Genomic DNA, 25,898 nt, shown 5'->3' with positions numbered 1-25,898 from the left:
CTGCCGGCTTCGATATACAATCGGTTTTAGTTTAATGCGGTTTCTAAATCACACCCAGCTCCTTACCTACTTTGGTAAATGCCGCCACGGCTTTTTCGAGATCTTCCTGCTCGTGCCCGGCCGAGATCTGCACGCGGATGCGCGCCTTACCCTGCGGCACAACAGGATAAAAGAAACCGATCACGTAAATGCCTTCGGCAAGCAGTTTGGCGGCAAAATCCTGTGCTAATGTAGCTTCATAGAGCATGATGGGGACAATGGGGTGCTCGCCCGGCAGAATGTCGAAACCTGCGTCGGTCATGGCTTTGCGGAAATATTGCGTATTCCGTTCCAGCTTGTCGCGCAGTGCGGTGGATGAGGTGAGTAAATCGAGTACTTTAATGGACGCGCCTACGATGGAAGGCGCCAGTGTATTGGAAAACAAATAGGGCCGCGAGCGCTGGCGGAGGATCTCGACAATCTCCTTTTTGGCGGCCGTAAAACCGCCCGAAGCGCCGCCCAACGCCTTGCCGTAGGTGCCGGTGATGATATCAATGCGGCCCATGACGTTGCGGTACTCATGCGTGCCGCGACCGGTTTTGCCCATGAAGCCCGTGGCATGGCACTCGTCGATCATTACCATGGCCTGATATTGCTCGGCGAGATCGCAGATCTGGTCAAGGCGGGCGATGGTGCCGTCCATCGAGAACACGCCGTCGGTCACCACCAGAATGCGGCGACTCCCCTGCGCATCTTGCAGCTGCTTTTCAAGGTCGGCCATGTCGTTATGCTTGTAGCGGAAACGCTTGGCTTTGCAAAGGCGCACGCCGTCGATGATCGACGCGTGGTTCAGCTCGTCGGAGATGATGGCATCCTGCTCGTTCAGCAACGGCTCGAAAATGCCGCCATTGGCATCAAAAGCCGCTGCGTAGAGAATGCAATCTTCGGTTCCCAGGAACTCGGCTGTTTTGCGTTCCAGCTCCTTATGAATATCCTGCGTGCCGCAAATAAACCGCACTGACGACATACCGAAGCCATGCGAATGGATCGCATCGATACCCGCCTGGATCACATCGGGATGCGACGACAGGCCGAGGTAATTATTTGCACAAAAATTAAGCACATCCGCGCCATCGGTAGTAGCAATGTGCGCAGCCTGCGGCGTGGTAATCACGCGTTCCTTCTTATATAACCCCGCCGAACGGATCGCTTCGAGCTCGCTGGCAAGTTGTTCCTGAATGTTGCCGTACATGGGAATGAATGATTGAATGATTGAATGATTGAATGAGTGAATGGGTGAATGCATGATTGAGTGAATGAGTGAATGAGTGAATTGAAAAACTTATGGAATTCAATTGAAGTGGGAACTTCCGAAAAAATATTCGGTCATTCAATCATTCGGTCATTCAATCATTCCCACATTCACTCATTCACTCATTCACTCATTCAAAATTCAGCTAACCAGATGGTAACGCTTCCGCAACTCGCTGATCATCTCTTCCGTCATCTTATCGAGCGAGTAGCTTGGGCGCCAGCCCCAGTCTTTCCGGGCCTGGGCATCGTCGATTTCCTGTGGCCAGGAATCGGCGATGGCCTGGCGGAAGTCTGGTTTGTAAGTTATGTTGAAGTCGGGAATTATCTGTTGAATGCTTTGCGCGATTTCGAGGGGCGAAAAGCTCATGCCGGCCAGGTTATAGGATGTCCTCACGGAGATTTTTTCGGCCGGGGCTTCCATCAGGCGGACGGTGGCGTCCATGGCGTCGCTGATGTAGATCATCGGCAAAGTCGTTTCGGGTTTTAAAAAGCATTCGAATGCTTCGCCCTTCACTGCTTTGTGGTAAATATCGACGGCATAGTCGGTAGTGCCGCCGCCCGGCATCGACTGGTAGCCGATAATGCCCGGATAACGCAGCGAGCGGATGTCGACGCCGTAGCGTTTGAAATAATAATTCGACCAGTTCTCGCCCGCCGCCTTGCTGATGCCGTAAACCGTTGCCGGATCTAAATACGACCATTGCTCGGCCAAAATATCCACACGATCACCAAAAACGGCAATGGAACTAGGGTAAAAGACTTTGCTTACGCCGTTTTCACGCGCTACTTCCAGCACATTGAAATACGTCTGCATATTGATGTGCCACGTTCGCAGCGGCTCCTGTTCGCCTTTTGCCGAGAGGATCGCGGCGAGGTGATAAATCTGCGTGACGCCATATTTTCGCACGATCGCCGCCATTTCAGCGGCATTGGTCGCGTCGAGTTGTTCAAAAATCCCGGTAGGGACTTCGGGCATGCGGATGTCCGTTGCCACCACTTTTCCCAGTCCGTAAATCTCCCTGAGATATTCCACCAGCACAGATCCGATCTGTCCGTTTGCTCCTATTACTAAAACGCAGTCCGTTTTCATAAAAACAACATTTGGGTAAAGCATAAATCACTTGCAATTTCCCATTTGCGAAAATTATTTTCAACAAATGGACATTTTTGCAGGAAACATTACCACACTATTTGAATTTTCAAGCAAAATTTACTTTTTGAGACTACTATAATAAGTCGTACCAGTAAATATTATTGCCCTATGGAACAGTTGGACAAAATCGATACCAAAATCCTCCGCATCCTGCAAAAAGATGCAAAAAAAACGACGAAGGAAATCGCGACGATGCTTAACCTGACGGTGTCGCCGGTTTATGAAAGGATCAGAAGGCTGGAAAGTCTGGGCTATATCAAACAATATGTAGCTATCCTCGACAAGAAGCTTATCAACAGGCACGTGACGACCATTTGTCAGGTGTCTATGCGCTACCATAATGAGGCCTTCATCGAGAAGTTCGAACAGGAAATCCAGAACCTTCAAGAGGTGCAGGAATGCTACCACATGGCCGGACAGGTCGATTTCCTGTTAAAGATCAACGTCGCCAGCCTCGACGAGTATCATGATTTCGTGAAATACAAGTTGTCCAAAATCGACAACATCGGCGTGCTCAACAGCACCTTCGTGTTGAAGGAGATCAAGCACACCTCGGAGTTTTACATTTAAAGCGGCCGCTTTTTCACATCGAACGAAACCGTTTTGCTACCCGCCGTACCGTCCGCTGCAATGCCCTGGATCACGACCTGGTAACGGCCGGCCTGGTCGGACGTGTAGAATTCGACGGTCGCTTTGCCGTCTTTGCCGGTGGTAACATTGGGCGCCCAATGCAGCAGGTTGCGGAAATCGGCGATGCGGCTGTTGGCATTATTGCCGTCGTACCGCGGCGCATAAAATTCCCTTTGCGCCTGCACGCCCTCGTAAGGCATCACAAGCACTTTGGGGTCGAGCTCGAAGCCGCCGAGGTCGCCGCGGTAGGTCGAGAAGCTCACGATGCCGGTGAATGTCATCGGTCCAAGGAAATACCGCGAGCTGAGCAGTTCGATCTTTTTCACTTTCAGCGGGTCCATTTCGATGATTTTGTCGGCGTCAAAAATCGGGATACCGTCGAGCAGCATCAGCGGGTCGGTGGTGTAATAGGTGTTGGGGAGTAGCTTATCAATCATTCGCAGGTGGAATTCTTTCTGCCGCCTGCGCACCAGAATGCCTTTGACATATTCCCTCAAAACCTCTTCCATCGTGGGGAATCGGGTGAAATCGTCGAGGAAATATTTCTCGTCGGGCATGCCGAAGAATGGTAGTGAATCGGTGAGCACGGCTTTCTTTTCGGCATAAACCCTCGGCAGGTAGGCATTGGCCGTCTGCATGTTGATCGAGCGCGCGAGCAGTTGGTTTTCAAGCGTTTTGTCAAAGTAAAAAGAAGGCACCGGATTGGTCGAAAACTGGCGGGAGAACGGGTTAGCCACCTCGAAACGGTAGGTCGTGTCCATTCCCAGGTTGGTTTGCAATGTAATTTCCTTCGGCCCTGTGAACTGCCGTACTTCAAATTTTACACGGCCTTCCTTATCGCTCATGTCCACATACAAACGGGCCGGCACATCCAGCGACGCCAGGTAAGCGTCCCTGTTCACAGCCGGTTTGCCATCGGCTTTGTTGAGCACGCGGGCGTGGATAAAATGGCCGTCGTACTCGGGCAAATGCTCGAAACTGACGAGCTGGCCGCCAAACACCTTGTCCCATTTCATACGCCGCCAGCCGTGGGTAAGCATCAGGTTATCGAGCTGCCGATCGGTGTCCTTGTTTACGTTCTGGAAATAATGAGCGGGATTTTCCACATCCCCGCGAAGATCGGCCGTGAGCCACAAATAGTTGTGAATGTCCTGCTGCGGCTGGTATTGAATAGAGTCATCGAGATACACCGCAACCGACAGATTGCTCCACGCTGCCTGTCCCGCGCCGGCCGAAATGTTCATAGCCACTTTTTCGCGCCCAATGAAGCTTTTTCCCAGCTCCGCGTCGATCGTTAACTGCTTCGTGGGGCGTTTGAAATACAATCTTTCACAAACCGGTTTCAGCCTGTCGTTGAAAATCGTGATCTGCGAAATGCCTTCGCCCAGTTTGGCTTTATCAAGCAAAAAAACCGCTTTGCCCTTGCCCACGCCTTTTTTCCCGAATACCGCATTCGCCTGCCTGGTGTGCGCGAGCATGTACACGATCACGGGATCATCGCTTTCGATCCGTGCGGTGACGGTCACTTTCACAAGCGCCGATGTGGAATCTTTTACCTCCATCACAAAGCCCTGTGGCTCCACTTTCGGGAATTCGTATTCGAAGCGCTTGCCCTGGCTGTCGGTAATCGCGGCTTTATAGGTGTTGTTTGCTTCCGGTTTGAGGGTGAAATAGCCGATGCCGTTGATTTCCGGCTCAAATTCGCGCACCGTTTCGTTCTGCTGGTTCAGAATGGTGCCCTTGAAACGAATGCCCTTACCATCGGTGCCGACTGCCCGGAATGCCACCTTGCTCTCGATGCCGCTCACGAGCCGCCCGCCTTCCGGGAAAAACTGTACGTCATAGCGGGTTTCCTCTTTCGAGGCCCTGTCGGGATCGAACCGCACGAAGGGGTTCACAATGGCGATGGGGGTTTCGAAATAATTGTCTGCGGAGAAATTCTTCATCCAGTTGGTGTAGCAGCGCACTTTGTACTTCCCGCTCACGAGCGTCGACGGAATGAGCGCAACACCGTTTCCCCGGCCGTCTACGAGCGAAAACTTGGTTTGCATTACGGCATTGTTTTCGCTATCCAGCACTTCCAGGTAAGCTATTTTGCTTAAATCGAGGAACTTGTGGGTGCTGCCGTTGAGGTTGTAAGCTTTAAACCAGATGGTTTCGCCCACGAGATAAAACGGCCTGTCGATGTGCACATACATCTTTTCCTGCACGGCGCGTTCGGTGTAAAGCCCGAACCGCTGCTGCATGGATGCGAGCATGGCGTCGTCCTGCGCATACGACGGCCCCAAAAAAGCGAGCGCCAGCAAACCGTAAATGAATGTCCTGAGTTTCATGGTATGTTTTCCAGACAATAATATTATCGTTCGTTCCAAAATGATGGCCTGGTGGTGGTCCCGCCCTGCGACCGGCAGTCGGCGCAGGATTCGGATGTGCCCAGGTAACCGCTCTTCGGTTGGCCCATGTAATAGTAAAGCAGCACGGCCGAGCCGGTGAATGCGTCTTTAAAATCAAGCGTATCGGGGGCCTGGCAGCGCGGGTACATCCCTAGCCTTTCGTCGATAAATACGCGCTTCCGCTGCTCCTGTGCCGCACTGAAATAGCCGAAGACCAGTTCCTTCGCGTCGGCCGTTGCATGGATATTGCCCGTTACCTGGGAAGGCTGCGGGTCGAAGAGGCTGCCCGTACCTTGGGTGGTTTTGGCCAGGTCCGTCCAGTATTCAAATGCTTCCCGCGTGAGTCCGTATTGTTTGACGAGGATCGTGTAGCCGAAATACAGTTTGTTGGTGGCAATATCGACGATATTCACCGGCACGTCGCGGATAATGTCCTCGCTGAGCTTGATCGTGGAGCCTAGCTTGATATCCCTCGACCGGAGCGTTCGCCAGCACACATTGATATTGTCCGTGCGCGAAACGATCTGGTTGTTTTCATAGTCGCGCGTAAGGCTTGAATAGTAGGGCATGCGGTACTCATAGGTTTCCTCGAAGCTCCATCTGTAAAAGCGCGTCGCATTGGTTGCGTCGTGGGCATTTACATAAATCATCATGGCGTTTTTTCTGGGGTCCACACGATGCGTAATGCTGTCGATCGGCGGCGTTTTGCTCACTTCCACGTATTCCGATTCATATTCCCGCCCGTCGGAGCGCTTCACACGCAGGCGGTACCTGGCGTCCTGGTTGAACACCGCAGGCGGCAGCTTGTAGGTGCCGTCGCCCATATCCCGGAAGACGTAACTTTCACCATTTTCAGCATCTACACTCACTATCGCGCCGGGCTCTTTCAGCACTAATTCCTCGGAATTCACAGGCTGGGTGTTGCTCAAAAGCACCGTGCTCGTATCGCCGCTTACATTCAAAAAGCCGTCTACAACGAGGTAGGTGCCGGGATTGGTCACTTCGGGTGGTGAAAACGGCTCGATGCAGCTATTGATGAGCACGCCGGCGCCGATCAGCATTCCGTATGGTGCCCACTTGCCGCGCGGCCACATTGCGGTATGAATGCGTTTTTTAAGCTGTATGATGAAGTCGGGTCCTTTCACGTTTATGAATGCAAAAAATGATTACCAATAGGAAGGCCTTTCGGTTGTACCGCCCTGCAAGCGGCAATCGGTGCACGAATGCGCCGCTACCAGTAAAGAATCTGCGCGGGCGCCCCAGTAGGTCAGAAGCAGCTTCGGAGTATTCGCTGCGCATTCCACCGCGTCGCGCGTTGAGCACCGGATCGGGATCGTGTCAGGCTCGGTGCAGCGTGGAAACAGCCCTAGCCTCGGCGAGATCGTCAGGCGGGTTGTTTCTTCCGTTGCGGCGCTGAAATATCCAAACGCCAGCAGACGGGGGTCAGCCACATTCCGGATATTGCCGGTTACCTGAGAAGGAAGCACGTCGAATAAACTGCCGGTGAACTGGGTGGTTTTGGCCAGATCGGTCCAGTATTCGAATGCCTCGCGTGACAAGCCATATTGTTTAACCAGAATGCTGTATTTAATGAAGAGCTTATTAGTCGGAATGGGCACGCGGTTAATGGGTAAATCCTTGATCACATCGCTGCTCAATTTGACCGTGCTACCCAGCAGAATGCTTGCCGAGCGTTGTTTTCCCCAGCATCTGTTGATATTATCCGGACGAAGCACTACTGAGTCGTTGCGCACCATGAGGGCCGAGTAATAGGTGGCCTCATACTCCCAGGTTTCATCGAATTTCCAGCGATAAAACTGCGTTCTGTTCTGCGAATCGTGCGTGTTGACATAAAAAACAGCCGCATTCAGCACCGGATCGACTTTATAGGTTACGCTATCAATGGCCGGGGTGATGCTCACTCCCACATATTCGGACAGATATTCCTCCCCGCTTTGCGTTTTCACCCGTAACCGGTATTTCCCTGCGCGGTTAAACTGTCGCGGCGGAAACGTATAAACTCCCTTCCCGGTTTCGGCGAGGTTCAGCGTTTCGCCATTCTCCTCTTCCACTGCCAGCTGTGCGCCTGTTTCGATGATGGGCCCAGTGTTTGCGTTGATATTCTGCGTTCGCCTGAGCTCAATCCGCGTCGAATCCGCACCGCTCACATTCAGGAAGCCGTCGATCACGAGGTAGTTCCCGTCCGAATTGACTTCCGGCGGCGAAAACGGCTCGATACAGCCGTCGACGGTCAGCAGCAATGCAAAAAAGCTTATTTTCAGTAACCAATATCTCATGGCCGGCTCCTCTTTTAGAATCTGAAATTGTAAGTAACTGTTGGTATCGGCTGGCCGAAAATGGAGAGCTGATAACCGTTAACCCTTCCGGCAACTGTCTGGAAATACACCGATGTCGGGTTTTTGCGCCCGAGCAGATTGTACACCGCCAGCGTCCAGGAACTGTGCGCGAGTTTTTTGATGCGGTGGTTGCCTTCGATGTTCATCGCCAGGTCCATCCGGTAATAATCGGGAATGCGGAACTGGTTACGATCGGCGTAATACACGCGTTGCGCGCCGTCGATAATGTATTTTCCAATCGGCGGGGTGTAGGGCCGGCCGGTGCTGTAAGTAAAGTTGAACGACAAGCTGAACCGGTGCGAGAAGCGATAATTCGAGATCAGCGTAAAATCGTGCGGCTTGTCGTAATTGCTCGGATAAAAATTACCGCCATTCGGCGCGTCGGGCGAGTCGCGGTCCACGGCGCGCAAGAGTGTACGCGCATAGGTGTAGCCGAGCCAGCCGTTAAGCTTTCCGGTCATTTTCTTGATCATGAATTCCACCCCGTAAGCTTTCGCCTTGGTGTTGATCACCGCCGCCTCGATGTTGTGGTTCATAAACAGCGAGTCGCCGCCTTTGTAATCGAGGAAGTTCCGGATGTTTTTATAGTAACCTTCGAGCGATACTTCTACTTTGTTACCCCTGAAATTCCGGTACAAACCCAATGAAAGCTGATCGCCGATCTGCGGCTTGATGTACGGATCGCTCAGTTTCCAGATGTCGGTCGGAGAAACCGTCATCGTGTTGGTGAGCAGGTGAATGTACTGCCGCAATGTGTTGTAGCTCGCTTTGAGCGAAAGGTTATCGAAGATGCTGTACCGCACCGATGCCCGGTATTCAGGCCCGCCGTAGGATTTGATCTTCTTGCCTGATTTGTATTCTTCCACACCTTCCTGGTAAATGTAGTCGATCGGGAAACCGGGGAGATACTTGTTCACCAACTTTGGTCCCAGGTATTGGAACATCGACCACCGTAAACCAGCTGAAATCGACAACCGCGGGCTCACCTCCCATTTGTCTTCCAGGTACAATGCACTTTCCGTGGCCTGCTCGGCTTCAAGTTCGTCGGGCCTGATGAGCGACTCGGTGCCGCGCGGCTTGAACGAACCCGGGTGCAGTTTATAGTAAATCGTGCTCAAACCGAATTCGAGCGTGTGTTTGGGATGCAGCACATAAGTAAAGTCCGCCTTGAAATTCGACTGGTTAATATCAAATTTCAGGTCAAAGGAGTTGAGCGGAAGGCCCTCGGCCTCCATGGCGTAGTTGTATTTGCTATGTGCGGCCGTGAATATGCCGTAAAGCCGCGTATTGAACGTGTGCTTCCATTTGATGGAGCCCAGCCGGTTCTGGTAGGAATACAGCGTATCGCCGTACAGCCTGAACTTGTCGCTGCTGGTGTAGCCGGTCAGTGAAAGGCTGTTTCTTTCATTGATTTCATAATTGAAATGCAGGTTCACATCGTAGAACGACGCCGAGCTTCGGTTGTAAGTATCATTATCCAGCGCCCGGATCACCCAGTTTGAATACGTAGAGCGCCCTCCGAGCAGAAACGAAGCCTTGTCTTTCACCAATGGCCCTTCCAGCGTAACACGCCCGGTAACCAGCCCGACGCCTCCCGATGCCACGAATTTCTTCTTGTTACCGTCGCGGCTGTTGATATCGAGCACCGATGCCAGCCTGCCGCCGAACCGCGACGGGATCGTGCTTTTGTACAATTCCACATCCTTCAATACATCGGGATTGAATGCGGAAAAGAAGCCAAAAAGGTGCGACGGGTTGTAGATCACGGCGTCGTTATACTGGATCAGGTTTTGGTCCACGGAGCCCCCGCGAACGTTGAGGCCTGTACTGTTTTCACCCACCGATTTGATACCCGGCAATGTGAGCACGGTTCGCAGGAGGTCGGTTTCGCCGAAGACGGTCGGTACCTGTTTCAGGTTTTTGATCGTCAATTTCACGGTTCCCATTTGCGTACCTACCACGTTTTTGTCCATTCCCGCCTTCACCGACACTTCTTTGAGGGCGATCACGCTTTCGCGCATTTCAATGTCCAGCTTGCCGTCAGAATACAATATCACCTGTCGCTGCGTTTCGCGCATGCCGGTGCTTTTGATATGCACCAACTGTTTCCCGCGCGGGATCGTGAGTGCGTACCGCCCGAGCGCGTCCGTGGTGACGCCTATGGAAGGCGAAGTAATGAAGATCGCCGCGCCGATGACCGGCTCACCGGTAACGGCGTTCCTGACGTAACCGGTGATGGTGGAGTTGCCGGGCGTAATGCGGTGCTTTCGTATCCCTATTTCGTGCACTTTACTTTCGGCAGTCGAGAGGAGCTTTTCTTTCAGGTCATTTTCGGGGCCTGCGTAGGCAATGGAGTCGTTTTCACCGGCGCGCTCGGGGTTGAACAGGCCGGGCGTGAGCTGTGTGATGATTTTCTGCCCGTGCGTGACGTAAATGCGCTTTTGCGCGTCGATGGCGTATTCAAATTCGGAGCCTTTGAAAACCTGATCGAGGACTTCGCGCAGTGAAAGGTTGTTCACATTCAGGTCGAGCGTGAGGCTGTCGAACCGGGTAGCGTCGTAGTAGAAGTAGTAGCCCGTCTGTTCTTCCACCTGCTTCACAAACTGATCGAACCGCGCCGAATCGAGTTTCATCGTGATCTTTCTTTCGGGCGCCTTCTGGCCGTAGGAAAAATGGGTGATGAAAAGGCAGCAGCAAATAAGGATTAAAGGTAGAAGTCTCTTCATTTGGCTAGGTTGTCGTAGGTTTCTACCATCTTCACAATGGCCATTTCACGGTTTTTGCGGTATTTCAACTTATTCTCCCGAAGCACGCGGCGCATTTCGCGCTTATGGTCGGCAAACAGTTCCAGCGCCGATTTCTTGCTGTTGACCGAATGATACCGGCCATCCTTGAATACATAGTAGAAATTCTTTTCGGGATAATAGGCGATCACTTTTTTATCGACGATCTTTTCCTGGCGGGTTTTGGTCCGCCGCACCAGCGTGCGTGATTTGCCGCCGTAAATAATGTCGTAAAAACCCGTCCGCATTTGTGGGTTGATTTCCCTGCCCGATTCGAGCCTTGCGAAATGGTGGTTATCGACCACAAACGAATCGATCTTGACCGTTTGCAAAAGCACATGGTCGCCATTGAAATGGCGTATCACCACCTCGTCCCGGAAAATGTCGTAAAGCATCGGGATGCTGTCGAACTGCTGACCGTCGTAGATCACCATTCCATTGAGCCACCGGCGCTGTTCGAAAAACTGGTGTTCCTCCATGCGCGCGTCGTACACGAAATACTGGCGGCCATTGTAAAGATTCTGGGAAATGGACGTGGCGGTTTTGTAAAGCGATACCGGATAGGCCGCCACCTCTCGCGCCGACGAAGCGTCGGTGAGAGGGCCCTGGGCATGCAAATTCCCCGAAAACAGGGCATGAAGCAATAATGCAATGGTAAAAATACGCATCTACGCAGCTGATTTTAATGCAATACGTTTTAAGGCTGTCGACTTGTTGCAGTACCGGGGCTAGTACTTAAAGAAGTGAACATAAGTTACATACTTCAAATGTAATTTAATTATTTTATTCGATTAATTAAATTTAATCACCAAAGAATCAAATGCTATTTATCTAATGTACCGGCTACGGTTCCGGCGAATCCCCTAACTTTGGCCTTTTATACGTACCACACATTTCACTATCTGTTTATGAGAATCCTGATCACCGGTGGAGCCGGTTTTGTTGGCTCTTCGCTGGCCATAGCCCTGAAAACAAACTATCCCGATTACGAGGTTTACGCGCTGGACAACCTCAAAAGAAGAGGCTCGGAGCTGAACATTTCGCGCCTTAAGAAAGTGGGCGTCGAGTTTGTGCACGGCGACATCCGTAACAAGGAAGATTTCGACGCAATCCCGGCGGTCGACACGGTGATCGAAGCCTCCGCGGAGCCTTCGGTACTGGCCGGCCTGGACGGCACGCCCGATTACCTGATCAATACCAACCTCGTAGGCACGGTCAACTGCCTCAACTATGCATTGAAGCACAAAGCAGGTTTCATTTTCCTTTCGACGAGCCGCGTGTACCCGATCAAGACGATCGAGACATTGAATTTCGTGGAAGAAGAGACGCGCTTTGCATTGTCGGATGAGCAGCCGGTACCGGGTGTTTCATCAAAAGGCATTGCCGAAGATTTCCCGCTGAACGGCGCCCGCTCGCTTTATGGGACTACCAAACTGGCCTCGGAGCTGATTATCCAAGAATATAATGAGTTTTATGACCTCAAAACGGTCATTAACCGCTGCGGCGTGATCACCGGTCCGTGGCAAATGGGCAAGGTGGATCAGGGCGTGATGGTGCTCTGGATCGCTAAACATTACTTCGAGCAGCAGCTCGGCTACTTCGGCTACGGCGGCACCGGCAAGCAAATCCGCGACATGCTGCACGTGGCTGATCTCTACAATCTTATCGACTGGCAGCTGCATAACCTCGACAAAGTAAATGGCGAAATCCTCAACGCCGGCGGCGGCTTGCAAAGCAGCGCCTCGTTGCAGGAATTGACCAAAATATGCCAGGAAGTAACCGGCAAAACGATCCCGATCAAAGTAGTCCCTGAAAACCGGACGGCCGACATCCGCCTGTACGTTACCGACAACACGAAAGTGACGGCATTAACAGGCTGGGAACCAAAGATCAGCATCCGCCAGATCGTCGAAGAAATCACCGCCTGGCTAGCCGAAAACGAAGCGGACCTCGCTCCGATTTTGAAATAGAGAAAAAGGTAGCGTATTGTTGTTACATGCCTGACGGCATTTAATTAAATCGTCCAGCTGAATTTTGCTACCGATATTACATGCCTAACGGCATTTAATTAATTCGCCCAGCCGAATTTTGCTACCGATATTACATGCCGAACGGCATTTAATTAAATCGTCCAGCTGAATTTTGCTACCGATATTACATGCCTAACGGCATTTAACTAATTCGTCCAGCTGAATTTTGCTACCGATATTACATGCCTGACGGCATTTAAATAATTCGTCCAGCCGAATTTTGCTACCGATATTACATGCCTGACGGCATTTAATTAAATCGTCCAGCTGAATTTTGCTACCGATATTACATGCCTGACGGCATTTAATTAAATCGTCCAGCTGAATTTTGCTACCGATATTACATGCCTAACGGCATTTAATTAAATCGTCCAGCTGAATTTTGCTACCGATATTACATGCCTAACGGCATTTAACTAATTCGTCCGGCGAATTTTGATACCGATACTACATGCCTAACGGCATTTAACTAATTCGTCCGGCGAATTTTGATACCAGCGTTACAGACCTGGCGATATTTCCCTAATCGCGTAGCGATGTAATACTGGTAGCTACCTCGCCTCAACAACGACGCCAAAATCCCGTCAGGGATGCAACAACCGAAATAATACGCAAACAAGACTGCAATCACGGAGCTTCCAAGAACTACCTGATTGCAGTCTTTGTTTTTAAAACCAGCCCACTCATTCATTCGATCATTCAAAATTAAACCCATGAAACTAATCGAATGCCCTCGCGACGCCTGGCAAGGCTTTCACCCCTTTATCCCGTCGGAAACCAAGCTGGCTTACCTGAACCAGCTGATGAAAGTCGGTTTTGAGACCATTGATTTCGGCAGTTTCGTTTCGCCAAAGGCTATGCCGCAAATGCAGGATACTGCCTGGGTTACCGAACGGCTAGATCTTTCCGGCAGCAGCACGAGCCTGCTGGCCATTGTAGCCAACGAGCGCGGGGCGGCTGATGCGTGTACTTTCGGGCAAATCGGGCAGATCGGTTATCCATTTTCTATATCGGAAACATTTCAGATGCGCAACACCCAGGCGACGATTGCGGAATCGTTCGAACGTGTGAAACGCATTGCCGGGTTATGCACGAAGCACCAAAAGGAGCTGGTGATTTACATTTCAATGGGTTTTGGAAACCCTTATGGCGATGCCTGGGCACCCGAAATTGTAATGGAATGGGTGGAGAAACTGTCAAAACTGGGTGTGAGCACGTTTTCCCTGGCCGATACCGTGGGTGTAGCGCAGGCGAGCGACATTGGCTGGCTGTTCACGGCATTGATCCCGCATTATCCCGAACTGGAATTCGGGGCGCATTTCCATACGCGGCCCGACGACTGGCGCATTAAAATACAAGCCGCATACGACGCAGGCTGCCGCCGTTTCGATGGGGCAATGTTCGGTTATGGAGGCTGCCCGATGGCGCAGGACGATCTCGTAGGCAACATGCCCACCGAACGGCTCATCGATTTTGCCAAAGAACAAAAGGAGCTGCTTTCTATTGATGCCGACGAATTGCAGAAAGCCAGAACGATGTTTCAGCAGATCGTTGGATAAAAGAAATGCGCCGGAAGCTAACTGCTCCGGCGCACTGCATCAGTATTGAAATGCTTTATCAGGCAAATTTACGCTTCACGATTGCAAGCAATGCGGTAACCGCCTCCCCATTCACATCCCACGCATATTTGGACGCATAGCGATGCCAGATCAGGTTTTCGGCCTCTTCGAAGCTTTTCACACGGTCCAGTTCATAAATGGCCTTGTCGAAATGCTCGCTGTTGCGGTCAAAAAGCTGGTTTACAAACATGAAACGCTGACCTAGCGGGATGCTGCCGGCGATGTTTTCGACCCTAACCGGCACGCTGCCATAAGATTGATCATCCGAAGGTTTCGGCAAATCCACTTTGAAGCGATTGTTGAGCGAGTCCTTTTCCGGCGTTGGCTGTGCATTTGCCTTCGCGACGATCTCGCTGATCACCGCCGAAGCTGGTTCGGCACGCGGCGCTACCGGGCGGGCGGTGCTCGGTTCAAGCTGACTGAACGCCGAGTCGAAGAACGATTCGTGCTTGTGTGCTTGCTGGCCTGCTTTCCCGGACTCCTGGATTCTCAGCTCGCTAATGTTAATCGGGAAAATCTCCGAGAATTGCAGCAAATGCTGGTCCACATCGTCGATCAGATCGGCGTTGTCCTTGAACTCGTACAACCAGCTCACGGCTTGTGTTTGGTACACCGAGTCGGAACCGCTGTCGGTAAGGCGGCCCAGCAATGCGTCGGCAATGCCGCGGTGAATGTGGGTATATTTCAAAAGCTGCTCGGCCTTGGCGTGGGTAAACTCCGCGTCGGCGACAGCCCTGATCTTGTCCTCGAAATAATTGGCAGGGGTCAGCAGCAACTTCAACGATTCTTTCACCGACTCGGACAGCAGCGGTTCGAGGTCGGCACGTTTCACGGCAATGTGCTGAGACGCCGTGTTCATGAATTCTTCCAGCGCACTTTTTACTTCTTCATTGGAAAAATCAAAATAGGGGCTGCGGAAGGCTTCGGCGTTGTTTTTCCATTCTTCGAACAGGCGGTTGAGAATGCCCAGGTTGACCTGTCGTACGGGTGTCAGTTTTAATAATCCGGCACCGGTAACGACGTCCTGCGACCTGTACACATCGTTCAGAACTGTTGTTGTGAACCGTGCGGAGTACTGGTTGAGTGCGATTGAATTCAGATTATCCGGCATAACGAATAAGCGCTTTTGGTAACGTAGTGTTGGGAAAAATATGTTTGATTTGTAAATATAAAATAAAAATCGACCTTTCAATGGGTCGGTTCGGCACCAAAGTATGTTTGTAGAACCATCTCACAGAAGAGAATTCCAAAATCCTCGTACCGGCTGGATCGAAGTCATTTGCGGCTCGATGTTTTCCGGCAAAACCGAAGAACTGATCCGCCTGCTCAACCGTGCCAGAATTGCCCGGCAAAGGATTCAGATTTTCAAACCTGCGCTTGATAAACGATACCACGAAGAGAACATTGTTTCTCATAATGACAATTCGATCCCCTCGATACCCGTACAATCTTCGCAGCAAATATCAGACCTGGCGCAGGATTGCGAGGTGGTGGGCATCGACGAAGCCCAGTTTTTCGACGAGGGAATTCTGGCCGTATGCGACCAGCTGGCCAATTCGGGCAAGCGTGTGATCGTGGCCGGCCTCGACATGGATTATATGGGCAAACCCTTCGGCTGCATGCCGCAGTTGATGGCCATTGCGGAATATGTCACCAAAGTACACGCGGTATGCATGGTGTGTGGGGAGGTGGCTTCGCATTCCTACCGGCTGTCGCCATCGAACGAACGGGTGCTGCTCGGCGAGACGGATCACTACGAAGCTCGCTGCCGCAGGTGTTTCAATCTGGGTGAAAAAGCGACCGAACTCTTTTCGCGATGAAGAAACAAAGGTTGCTTGGCTTCTCGCTTGCCTTGAATGCGGTCCTGATCGCAACCTTTCTGATATTCGGCTTCATTTACCGTGATAAAATTGCGCAGCGTTTCGTCCGTATGAAAGGCAACCCGACGATCGTCATGTACGGCAACTCCATTACCGCGCAGGGCAAATGGGTGGAACTGCTCGGCCGGACCGATGTGATGAACAACGCGCTCCCCGGCCAGGCGACGTATCATTTCCTTCAACTGATCCGGTCACACGTGATCGACCTGCATCCTAAGGTTTGTTTCATCAAAGGCGGCATTAATGACATTACCGTCGGCGTGTCCCAGGAAAAAATTCAGGCTAATTTTAGGACCATGCTTGAAATGCTGATGCAAAACGGCATTACGCCGGTTGTCACGCTCACCGTCTACGAGCAGCATGACCCTTCAAGCAAAAGGGAAGTTGATGCGTTAAATGCGTTTCTGGTTTCATTTTGTACCCAAAACCACATTACCAGCATTGATCTAAACCAATATATTTCAGACTCGACCGGCCTGCGGGCTGAATATGCCGTCGATAAAACGCATTTGAATGCCAAAGCCTATGAGATTTGGGCGCGGGAAATCAGCAGGGTTTTGAAAGAAAAAGGCATTTGAAATACATTTACGTAAAACAAAGAAAGCCGCCCATTGCTGAGCGGCTTTCTTCATTATATGGTGTTCCGATTAGGCATTCACCTGGTTCATCACCTCAGTTTGCTTGCGGATCGACTCCATGTGAACGAGTTTGAACAATTCGTCCACCAGGTTTGGATACAGGTTCAGGCTGCGACCCCAACCAGCGCGGGTTTCGAGTACTTCGCGGAAACGGTCAACTTGATATGCTGCAACGTTGTTATCGCGTTTGTATTCGGCCAGTTTCTCAACCAGGGCAAAGCGGTTTGCCAAAGTTTCGAGCAGTTCGCGGTCGAGGTTATCGATTTTGCCACGGATAATTTCCAGTTGCGAGGCGTAATCGCTGCCGTAAGACTCCTTACGAACGTGCAGGTCGTGCAGCATTTGTCCCAATGCAGCAGGTGTTAGCTGTTGTGCAGCGTCAGACCATGCTTTGTCCGGATCGCGGTGTGATTCGATGATCAGACCGTCGTAGTGCAGGTCAAGCGCGCGCTGAGCGATTTCGTACAGGTAAGCACGCTTTCCAGCCATGTGGCTAGGGTCACCGATTACCGGCAATTGAGGGAAAATCGTTTTCAGTTCGATCGCGATGTTCCACATTGGAGAGTTACGGAATTTGTGCTCTTGTGCGTTCGAGAAACCGCGGTGGATCGCACCGAGTTTTTTCACGCCGGCCTGGTTCAAACGTTCCAGTGCTCCTACCCACAGTTGCAGGTCGGGGTTCACAGGGTTTTTAACCAATACAGGTACATCAATTCCTTTCAGGGCGTCAGCAAGTTCCTGTACGTTGAACGGGTTCACGGTGGTACGTGCACCAACCCAAAGGATATCAACGCCGTATTTCAATGCCAGCTCGATGTGCTGAGGCGTAGCTACTTCCACAGCCACAGGCAGGCCTGTTTGCTGTTTCACCGCTTGCAACCATGGCAAAGCTGCCTCTCCCATGCCTTCAAAGCTGCCTGGACGAGTTCTCGGTTTCCACACCCCTGCACGGATTACGTGCGCAAATCCTTCCTCTTTGATCTGGGTTGCGGTTTCTAACATTTGTTCCTCGGTCTCTGCGCTGCAAGGCCCGGCGATTACCAAAGGCTTTCCTTCGGTATTGATCCAACTGCTAAGCGGTAGGATATCTAAAGAAGCATTCATACTCAAAAACTTGTCCTTAATAAAAAATTGATAATTGTAATATTTTGATCCGGTATTATGCGTATTTCTTCGATTGCCCGTACATTTGACCCCATTAAAGTCAATCAACTTCTTAATGCGTATTACTTTCTTCCTGTGGTTCGGTAATGAATTGTTAAACAGTTACTCAGGAAAAACGTACATCAAAAATGGCATATCCGTCACCAAACGACCAAATACCTGTATTTTTTGAAGATACTTCCGTTGCCTTCGCCTCCAAATCAGACGCTAAACTAAGGAAGACATACTGGCTATTCAGCCTTATGAATCAGGCTCGAGTGGTAAATTTAGGCACTTTTTTTATAAAGCTTGCACTAAAACTTAACTTACCTATAAAAAATCTCATTCGGGTCACGATTTTTGAACAATTCTGTGGCGGTGAGACGATTAACGAGTGTGACGCTACCATCGTATCCCTGCGCAACTCCGGCATCGGCACGATTCTGGATTATTCCGTTGAAGGCGAAGATAAAGAAGCCAGTTTCGACGCAACCACGGCCGAGATCCTCAAAACGATCGACAAGGCGACCGGCTCGGATACCATTCCTTTTTCCGTGTTTAAAATCACAGGCGTGGCCTCGTCTGAGCTCCTCGAAAAGGTCCAGCGCAAGGATGAGCTGTCGGACGATGAAAAAGCAACCTTCGAGCGGGCACGCCAGCGCGTGCAACGCCTGTGCGCACATGCATACGAGCATAATGTGAGGATCTTCATCGATGCCGAAGAAAGCTGGATACAGGGCGTGATCGACGACCTGGCGTATGAAATGATGCAGCAGTTCAACCGTGAGAAGCCCATCGTGTACAACACTTACCAGCTCTACCGCCACGAAACGCTCGAAGCATTGAAAAGCGCATTCCTGACCGCCCGCCAGAAAGGCTATTTCCTCGGCGGCAAGCTCGTCCGCGGGGCCTATATGGAAAAGGAGCGGCTTCGCGCGCGGGAACAGGAGTATTTCAACCCCATTCATACCTCCAAAGAAGCCACGGACGCAGACTATAACCTGGCCATCGACTTCTGCCTCGACCGCATCGAGCACGTTTCCATTTGCCTCGGCACGCACAACGAATACAGCTCGCAGTACTGCGCCTTGAAAATGCAGAAGCTCGGCCTCGCCCGCAACGACGACCGGATATGGTTTGCCCAGCTCCTCGGCATGAGCGATAACATTTCGTACAACCTGTCAAAAGCTGGCTATAATGTGGCTAAATACGTGCCCTACGGACCCATTAATGCCGTCCTGCCCTATCTCATCCGCCGTGCCGAGGAAAACACGTCCATTGCCGGCCAGAGCAGCCGGGAGTTTTTGCTGGTGAAAAGCGAATTGAAGAGAAGAGGAATCGGTTCTTTATAAGTAAGTTATTACTTTCGCATTCCGAATTTTGTCAATTGTATTAAAAACCGAATGAACCAATCCAGAAATCCAGCGCCTTACCTACTTTTAAGCATACTCCTTATCATCATTGATCAGGCTTCCAAACTTCTGGTTCATAAATACATGCAACCCGGCTTTTCGGGGCAGATCGCGCTCATCGGGGATTGGCTGAAACTGCATTATGTGCTCAATCCCGGCATGGCTTTCGGCATGCAGCTGGGCCATGAATATGGTAAATTGTTCCTGACATTGTTCCGCCTCGTGGCGATGGTCGCGATTGGCGGCTATATGATCCACCTTGCCCGCGCCGGGGCTTCCAAAGGGCTGCTTTGGGCATTAGCGATGATACTCGCCGGCGCGGTCGGCAACGTGATCGACAGTACATTCTACGGCGTGTTCCTCGGCAATGCCCCCTATGGCTCTCCCACCCCGTGGTTTCACGGCCAGGTGATCGACATGATTTTCGTCGATTTCTGGGAAGGTTTCATTCCCGACTGGGTGCCGATATGGGGCGGACAGTATTACTCGACCCCGATCTTCAACATTGCCGATTCCTGCATTTTCCTCGGCGTGTGCAGCATCCTGATCTTCCAGGGAAGTTTCCAGTCACATGCTCCTGAGCCGGAGGAAGGAGAACATGAAGAAAAGGAGGATGGAGAAAGAAAGGACGGAGAGATCGAGGATGGAGAAAAGCGCGACGACACGCCTGCTGCTGCTAGCGAAGAGGACGATAACAAAAAAGAGAGCATCTAGCTCTCTTTTTTGTTATCTGGCTTATTTGTCAATCAATTCTCGTCCTTAGTGTAGGGGACAAAGTCTTTAAAGGTCTTTTTAATCGCTGCGTCGGTCGCCTCCTTCTTGTTTTCCCAGTTCGCATCGAGTTCCAATGCCACAAGGCCGCTGAGGTTCATCAATGCTTTGAATTCGTCGAGCTTTTTGATAAAATCGGGCTGGCGGCGGGATGATTTCTGGCCGTATTCACGTGCAAACACGTCGCCTTTGTTTTGCAGCTCGTTTTTCTTCTGCATAACATAGTTAAAACGATCGAGCAAGCCATTGACCGACTTTCCGATTACCTCGGTTGCTTCCAGCGTACCTACTGTTGCAACAGTCGTTCCGCCGATGGTGGTAATATAGCCGCGAGTATCCTGGTTCGATTTGGCAATTACCGGGGCCAGACCGGTGGTCGCGCCGAGCGAAGCATTAAGCAATGATCTGCTGCGCTTACCTTTCTTGGCGCGGGAGTAGGCCTTTTTCAATTGCCCTTCCTTTTCGGTCATTTGTTCGATCAGTCCCCACGCATTCACGAGCGCGCCTCTGTACAGGTTGTACACGTAGGTGTCGCGCAGGCTTTCGTCAACGGTGTTTTTGATTACAAATCTCACAGAGCGTTCCTTTTTGTTCTGAGCCTTATCGAGCACGTAAAACGTGATATTGAACGCCAGCGTATCAAATGGGTCTTTCACAAAATCATAACCCGGCTCCCAGATGAATTCGTAGCTGGTAGGCGTGTTCTTCACCAATGCGCTTTGCGGTACCTTTTTGTTTTCGGAAATGAAGTTGAAGGCAGTAATATCGTCTTCGCCATTCGGGTCGGAAAGTGAAAAGCGGAGGTTAATGCGGTTGTTCTCCGCGCTGCGGATCACCGACTGCTGCGGAATAATGGTGAAATCCGGCGCCAGGTCCATTTGTGTGATATCGAGCTTCAAACGGCCTTTGGTGCGCGCTTTGGACGGCTGGTCCTCCACATAAAACTCCATGTAACGAGCACCCTTTTTGAGGATGCCAAACTGCGTTACCGACGGGTCCCAGGTAATCTCCCCCGCCGCCGACAGTTTCATTCCTTCCGGCATTTCTTCGAGGATCGGCACGAACACGATCGGATCGCCGTCAGGGTCGCGCACGGCACCCATATCGATCTTATACACGTTTTGCGTCTTGTACTGTACGTAGAATGGTTGCAGCTCGTCGACTTGCGGCGGCCTGTTCACGTGGTTTACTTTGAAAACGACCTCACGCGATACGGTTTCGCCGGCATTATTCTGGGCTTCAAATACGATCGGGAACGATTTGGTGGTATTAATGCGGTCGGCCACATCAAATCCGGGCGTCCATATGAAATGGCCGGTCGAATCAAATTTCATATCCTTCGCCAGGCCGCTCTGCACCGTGTACCTTACCGAATCACTCTTCCCGCCTTTTGCCTGTAAATGAAAGTTGATCTCTTTGCCTTCATACAGGACGTTCCATTCGGCTTCCGCAGGGAATACCAGCTGCAACGGGCCGGTTGAAGTTTTATCCTTCATATTATCCTGCCCCTGCACCCTCAACGCAAACAACACGGGTATCAGGAGTATCAGTATTTTATGAATTTTTCTTGTTAGCATGACATCAAAAATATAATTAATTCCATGGGTGAAAGAATACTTTGATCTTAACGCAAAACTAGTAAATCCTGTATAGAATGCCCTGCGAATACTTGCAAATTTAAAACCCTCGAAAACGTCGTTACCGGCGCTGCGTTAGTTTGTACTTTTCGAATACCAGGCACAATGCAGGATTATGATAAAATCAAGTCTAAATCCTTCCGACGCTCAAAGCAAAAACCGGAGCGCAATCCTTTTTAAGACTGCGCTCCGGTTTTTAAAGTTCAATATTTACCTTATTTTTTCTTCGGGGTAGTGGCCGGAGTGGTAGCAGGTGTTGTAGCTGGTTTCGCTGCCGGTGTGGTAGCGGCCGGTGCTGCTGCTTCTACTTTGTCGGGATCAACACCCAGTTTACGAAGGATCAGGTTAGTTGCATTGTTTTCTTCCGATGCCGCGAAAAGGATGATCGGCGTAGTTCCTGCACCTGCATCCATGTTCAGGATGTAGAGGAAACCAGCTTCTTTACCTACTTCCTGGATCGCATTGTTCACCTTCGTCAGGATCGGTTCGAGCAGCTGCTGCTGTTTTGTTTGCAGGGAAGTCTGCGCATTGTTACGCATTTCTTCGATGCGCGTTGAGAGGTTTTGAAGCTCTTTTTCTTTGTCGGCACGGATGACGTCGGTCATGTTCGCACCGTTTTTCTGATATGCTTCGTATTTCTCCTGAGCCTCTTTATAAGTTTCCCCGATGGCTTTGTCCAGCTGAGCTTTGGTTACTTCCAGCTGGTTTTGCATCACTTTTGCCTCTGGCAATTTGCCGATTATATAGTCAACGTTAGTATAACCGATCTTAGTTGGCCCGCCTGCCGGGGTGGTCTGGGCTAAAAGAGGGGTGGTGATAATGGTCATCACGACCAGAATTGCCATCAATTTTTGTTTCATTGCTTTGTTACTTATTTAAGTTTACTGTTTGTACTTTTTTGTTTTGGTGAGTTCGCGGCAGGCGCGGCTGACTGTTGCTGGGCCGCAGGGTCGGCTTTGCCGGTTTTATCATTGCTTCCTGCTTTGTTGGCCTTCGGATCGATCCCGAGTTCCTCCATCACATAATCCGAATAATCGTGTTTCGGATTGGTGTAGAGCATGCCAATGTCGCTGGATTTATCAAACATAAAATCGAGCCTTCGCTGACTGCACACTTTGGTCACTGCGCGCTGCACTTTTTCGAGCACCGGCTTCATCAGTTCCTTCTTCTTCTGGAACATCAGGCCTTCCACCCCGAATATCTTGCTGTTGTACTCTCCGGCTTCGAGCTCCTTCTCTTTGATTTCGCCCTGCCTCTTCCGTTTCAGTTCGTCCGTCAGCAAGATTTCCTCCGCCATATAAGCACGCTGCATGCGGTCGATCTCCGAAAACTTGTCCTGAATTTCCTTAGCCCATTTGTCAGAGAATTTCTTCATCTCTGTCTGCGCGGCCTGGTATTCGGGCATTTTACTGGTGATGAACTCCATGTCCGTATACCCGATCTTCTGGGCATATAGTGCTGAATTGCATAGAATTGACAAAACTAGTAAAATAAAGATCTTCTTCATGCCAAGCTGCTAATATAATTTGCAAACCTCTTAACGAATGTTCCCGCCAGAATATTATCTGATCTGCTGACCGATCGTAAAGTGGAACTGAGGACCGCTCCTCGTATTTTGTCCCTGAATTTTGTCGAATCCATAACCCCAGTCGATACCTAGAAGACCGAAAGCCGGCATGAAAATCCGCGCGCCTACGCCCGCAGAGCGTTTCAAGTCGAATGGATTGAACTCGTTGTAAGTACCCCAGTTGTTACCACCTTCCGCAAAACCGAGCACGAAGATCGTCGCCTGTGGGTTGAGCGATACCGGGTACCGGAGCTCCATCACATATTTGTTATAAACAATACCACCACCCGACGCCGGATAACCGTTAGCAGCCAATGGACCAACCTTCTGATCCTGGTAACCACGCAAACCGACAATGTCCTGGTCAGCCAGCGAGAATGTACCCTGGCCCGCGAGCCCCGAACCGCCGAGAATAAAGCGACCGAACGGGCTGTAACCTACCTTGTCTCCGTACGCGCCAAGGAAACCCATGTGCGCCCGGGTGCTCAGCACCAGCTTGCCCACGATTGTTGCGTAGTAGCTCGCATCGAACATCCATTTATGGTATTCAACCCAGCGGTAAGTATCGGTTTTGTCTGAAAACGCTTTCTTTCTGAACACCGAATAAGGTGGTGTGAAAGTGGCGCTTAATGAGATGTTACTACCGCTTCTCGGGAATTGGAAATCACTCAATGTGTTCCGCGAAATGGTTGTATTAAACGAAATGTTGTTTGAAACTCCCTTGCTGTAACCAATCCGGAAAATGTCGAGGCTGTCGAGACGGTAACGCTGGTAAGATAGCGAATGCGTCATCACAAGGTTGCGGTCCGGCTCTTTCAAACGGCGACCGAGCGAAAGCGTGATACCGTTGTTGTAGTAACCGCCGCGATAGCTTACCCGTCCGCCGCCGCCACTCGTGTTGTAGCCATAATAAGAGCTAAGGTCGGTCATCCGGTAAACCGTACGTTGGAAAGATACCCCGAAGTTGATCGGCTTTTTACCGCCTAGCCACGGTTCGCTGAACGACAACGAATAAGTCTGGTACTGCTTACCGTTGGCCTGGAAGCGCAACGAAAGCTTCTGCCCGTCGCCGGATGGCAATGGGCGCCATGTTTCGCGGTTAGGGATGTTTTTAATGGAGAAGTTATTGAAAACCAATCCAAGCGTTCCCACGAATCCGATGTAACCGCCCCAGCCACCTGAAAGCTCGATCTGGTCGGATGGCTTTTCTTCCACGGTGTATTCAATGTCCACCGTACCGTCGGCCTGGTTAGGGATCGGGTTGATCTGGATCTTTTCAGGATCGAAATAACCCATTTGCGACAGCTGACGCTGGGTGTTGATAATCTCCGTTTTACTGAATTTCTGTCCCGGCAACGTGAAGAGTTCGCGCAATACCACGCGGTCGCTGGTTTTGGTGTTACCGTTCAGGAGAATGCGGTTGATGGTCGCCTGTTTCCCTTCGAACATACGCAGTTCTACGTCGATCGAGTCGCCTTCAACGGCTCTTTCGGTCGGTTCGATGTGGAAGTAGAGGTAACCGTCGTCCATGTAAATCGAGCTCACGTCCGATCCCGGGATACCGTTGATCTTCTTATCGAGTTCTTCCGGGTTATACACGTCGCCCTTCTTCACTCCGAGGCGATCGCTCAGGTATTGCGAGGTATACAAATAGTTACCCGACCACGTAATGTTCCGATAATAGTATTTCTGACCTTCTTCGATTTTCATGTCGATGCTGATCGTCTCATCGTCATTCCGAATGGTATCAAATTCGATCACGGCATCGCGGTAACCGTTTTTGCGGTAGTAAGCGATGAGTTTCTCCTTGTCCTCTTCGTATTTTTTAGGAATGTATTTCGAAGGGTTAAAAAGGCGGCCGATGCGACGCTGCTTCGTGCCTTTCATTTTGCGTTTCAGCGTTTTGTCGCTGATAGCCGTATTTCCTTCGATATTGATTTTTTGGATCTTAACCTTTTTGCCCTTTGTAATAGCAAAATTCAAAGTAGCCTGGCCGCGGGTCGAATCGGGGATCTGAAGGACTTTTACCTTTGTATTATAAAAACCCTTGTCCTGATAATACTTCTTGATAACCAGCTGCGTGTTTTTAATGATCGTCGGCGTGATCACGCGGCCTTTGATAAGCTTCACCTTGTCGTTCAGCGTTTCGCGCTCGCCTTTGCGGATACCCGTGAAAGATACCTTGTAAAGCCGCGGACGCTCCTTGATATGGATGTTCAACCATACTTTTTCGCCTTCGATTTTGGTAGCCATGATCTCGACATCGTCCAGCGTTCCGAAATCCATCATTTTTTTGATAGACGACGTCACAGCCGGCCCCGGAATGCGGATCTTGTCGCCGGGTTTGAGGCCGGAAATGGAGATCATCGAGTTGGGATCAAGGAACTGCGTACCCGAAACGGTCACTTCCGCGATCGTGTATTCTTTGGGATTGGCCGGGTCGATGCCGAGGTTGGTCGGGGCGGCGGCCGGTTTCGCGCCGCCAAGGCCTACACGCTGCGCCTGTACCGAAAAGCAGCAGCACAAAAGGATTAATGCAGAAAGACCTTTGAGATGTGCTAATGATTTATTCAAATTTTTCACTGGGTTCAT

20 protein-coding genes are annotated in these 25,898 nt (G+C 50.8%); 7 read left to right on the top strand and 13 right to left on the bottom strand.

Annotation, left to right across the window (positions count from 1 at the left end; genetic code table 11):
• Positions 1 to 43 precede the first annotated feature (43 nt).
• Together kbl and DFER_RS21955 are read right to left on the bottom strand one after the other, a co-directional pair.
• Positions 44 to 1,231, bottom strand: a complete 1,188-nt coding sequence (gene kbl / locus DFER_RS21960) for a glycine C-acetyltransferase (protein WP_015813852.1) — start codon at positions 1,229 to 1,231, stop codon at positions 44 to 46.
• A 201-nt stretch (positions 1,232 to 1,432) separates the two neighbouring features.
• The gene (locus tag DFER_RS21955) at positions 1,433 to 2,383 is read right to left on the bottom strand and encodes an NAD-dependent epimerase/dehydratase family protein (protein WP_015813851.1); all 951 of its coding nucleotides are present in this window, start codon (positions 2,381 to 2,383) and stop codon (positions 1,433 to 1,435) included.
• Between the two features lie 171 nt (positions 2,384 to 2,554).
• On the opposite strand from DFER_RS21955, the gene DFER_RS21950 reads away from it, so the two are divergent.
• Positions 2,555 to 3,016, top strand: coding sequence for an Lrp/AsnC family transcriptional regulator (locus tag DFER_RS21950; RefSeq protein ID WP_015813850.1), 462 nt, complete (start codon positions 2,555 to 2,557; stop codon positions 3,014 to 3,016).
• On the opposite strand, the gene DFER_RS21945 is transcribed toward DFER_RS21950, so the two are convergent.
• The 5 genes from DFER_RS21945 to DFER_RS21925 are packed head-to-tail and all read right to left on the bottom strand — an operon-like array spanning position 3,013 to position 11,277.
• Entirely contained in the window at positions 3,013 to 5,409 is a 2,397-nt protein-coding gene (locus tag DFER_RS21945; protein WP_015813849.1) for a hypothetical protein, read from the bottom strand. The genes DFER_RS21950 and DFER_RS21945 overlap by 4 nt on opposite strands.
• 23 nt (positions 5,410 to 5,432) lie before the next feature.
• Complete coding sequence (locus tag DFER_RS21940) at positions 5,433 to 6,614, bottom strand: DUF4249 domain-containing protein (protein ID WP_229206077.1); 1,182 nt, start codon at positions 6,612 to 6,614, stop codon at positions 5,433 to 5,435.
• 21 nt (positions 6,615 to 6,635) lie between these two features.
• Positions 6,636 to 7,766 carry a DUF4249 domain-containing protein gene (locus DFER_RS21935; RefSeq protein ID WP_015813847.1) on the bottom strand — a complete coding sequence of 377 codons (1,131 nt, stop codon included), beginning with the start codon at positions 7,764 to 7,766 and terminating at the stop codon, positions 6,636 to 6,638.
• A gap of 14 nt (positions 7,767 to 7,780) precedes the next feature.
• Complete coding sequence (locus DFER_RS21930; RefSeq protein WP_015813846.1) at positions 7,781 to 10,552, bottom strand: TonB-dependent receptor; 2,772 nt, start codon at positions 10,550 to 10,552, stop codon at positions 7,781 to 7,783.
• Positions 10,549 to 11,277 carry a hypothetical protein gene (locus DFER_RS21925; protein ID WP_015813845.1) on the bottom strand — a complete coding sequence of 243 codons (729 nt, stop codon included), beginning with the start codon at positions 11,275 to 11,277 and terminating at the stop codon, positions 10,549 to 10,551. The genes DFER_RS21930 and DFER_RS21925 overlap by 4 nt, the downstream gene beginning before the upstream one ends.
• Before the next feature lie 240 nt (positions 11,278 to 11,517).
• Between DFER_RS21925 and DFER_RS21920 the strand changes: the two genes are divergently transcribed.
• A complete protein-coding gene (locus tag DFER_RS21920; RefSeq protein WP_015813844.1) occupies positions 11,518 to 12,579 on the top strand; it encodes an NAD-dependent epimerase/dehydratase family protein in 1,062 nt (353 codons plus the stop codon).
• Positions 12,580 to 13,352: 773 nt separating this feature from the next.
• Entirely contained in the window at positions 13,353 to 14,198 is an 846-nt protein-coding gene (locus DFER_RS21910; RefSeq protein ID WP_015813843.1) for a hydroxymethylglutaryl-CoA lyase, read from the top strand.
• A gap of 58 nt (positions 14,199 to 14,256) precedes the next feature.
• Here DFER_RS21910 and DFER_RS21905 read toward each other — a convergent pair whose 3' ends face one another.
• The gene (locus DFER_RS21905) at positions 14,257 to 15,369 is read right to left on the bottom strand and encodes a DUF8457 domain-containing protein (RefSeq protein WP_015813842.1); all 1,113 of its coding nucleotides are present in this window, start codon (positions 15,367 to 15,369) and stop codon (positions 14,257 to 14,259) included.
• Positions 15,370 to 15,472: 103 nt separating this feature from the next.
• Here DFER_RS21905 and DFER_RS21900 point away from each other — a divergent pair, with 103 nt between their 5' ends.
• Both DFER_RS21900 and DFER_RS21895 read left to right on the top strand, forming a co-directional pair.
• Positions 15,473 to 16,078 carry a thymidine kinase gene (locus tag DFER_RS21900; protein ID WP_015813841.1) on the top strand — a complete coding sequence of 202 codons (606 nt, stop codon included), beginning with the start codon at positions 15,473 to 15,475 and terminating at the stop codon, positions 16,076 to 16,078.
• Complete coding sequence (locus DFER_RS21895) at positions 16,075 to 16,716, top strand: SGNH/GDSL hydrolase family protein (protein WP_015813840.1); 642 nt, start codon at positions 16,075 to 16,077, stop codon at positions 16,714 to 16,716. Before DFER_RS21900 ends, DFER_RS21895 begins: the two co-directional genes overlap by 4 nt.
• 69 nt (positions 16,717 to 16,785) lie before the next feature.
• On the opposite strand, the gene DFER_RS21890 is transcribed toward DFER_RS21895, so the two are convergent.
• On the bottom strand, positions 16,786 to 17,880 hold the full coding sequence (locus DFER_RS21890) for a chorismate mutase (RefSeq protein WP_015813839.1): 1,095 nt from the start codon (positions 17,878 to 17,880) through the stop codon (positions 16,786 to 16,788).
• A gap of 188 nt (positions 17,881 to 18,068) precedes the next feature.
• On the opposite strand from DFER_RS21890, the gene DFER_RS21885 reads away from it, so the two are divergent.
• The gene (locus DFER_RS21885; RefSeq protein ID WP_015813838.1) at positions 18,069 to 19,271 is read left to right on the top strand and encodes a proline dehydrogenase family protein; all 1,203 of its coding nucleotides are present in this window, start codon (positions 18,069 to 18,071) and stop codon (positions 19,269 to 19,271) included.
• Between the two features lie 51 nt (positions 19,272 to 19,322).
• Complete coding sequence (locus DFER_RS21880; protein ID WP_015813837.1) at positions 19,323 to 20,045, top strand: lipoprotein signal peptidase; 723 nt, start codon at positions 19,323 to 19,325, stop codon at positions 20,043 to 20,045.
• A gap of 32 nt (positions 20,046 to 20,077) precedes the next feature.
• Here DFER_RS21880 and DFER_RS21875 read toward each other — a convergent pair whose 3' ends face one another.
• The 4 genes from DFER_RS21875 to bamA form a co-directional block, all read right to left on the bottom strand.
• Complete coding sequence (locus DFER_RS21875) at positions 20,078 to 21,679, bottom strand: hypothetical protein (RefSeq protein WP_015813836.1); 1,602 nt, start codon at positions 21,677 to 21,679, stop codon at positions 20,078 to 20,080.
• A 275-nt stretch (positions 21,680 to 21,954) separates the two neighbouring features.
• Positions 21,955 to 22,599 carry an OmpH/Skp family outer membrane protein gene (locus DFER_RS21870; protein ID WP_015813835.1) on the bottom strand — a complete coding sequence of 215 codons (645 nt, stop codon included), beginning with the start codon at positions 22,597 to 22,599 and terminating at the stop codon, positions 21,955 to 21,957.
• Between the two features lie 11 nt (positions 22,600 to 22,610).
• The gene (locus tag DFER_RS21865; RefSeq protein ID WP_015813834.1) at positions 22,611 to 23,246 is read right to left on the bottom strand and encodes an OmpH/Skp family outer membrane protein; all 636 of its coding nucleotides are present in this window, start codon (positions 23,244 to 23,246) and stop codon (positions 22,611 to 22,613) included.
• A gap of 54 nt (positions 23,247 to 23,300) precedes the next feature.
• On the bottom strand, positions 23,301 to 25,898 hold the full coding sequence (bamA, locus tag DFER_RS21860) for an outer membrane protein assembly factor BamA (protein WP_015813833.1): 2,598 nt from the start codon (positions 25,896 to 25,898) through the stop codon (positions 23,301 to 23,303).

The sequence above is a fragment of the Dyadobacter fermentans DSM 18053 genome (genome assembly GCF_000023125.1).
GTDB lineage: Bacteria > Bacteroidota > Bacteroidia > Cytophagales > Spirosomataceae > Dyadobacter > Dyadobacter fermentans.
Note: the sequence above shows the minus strand (reverse complement) of the source record. Positions and strands in the feature narration are given on the sequence as shown.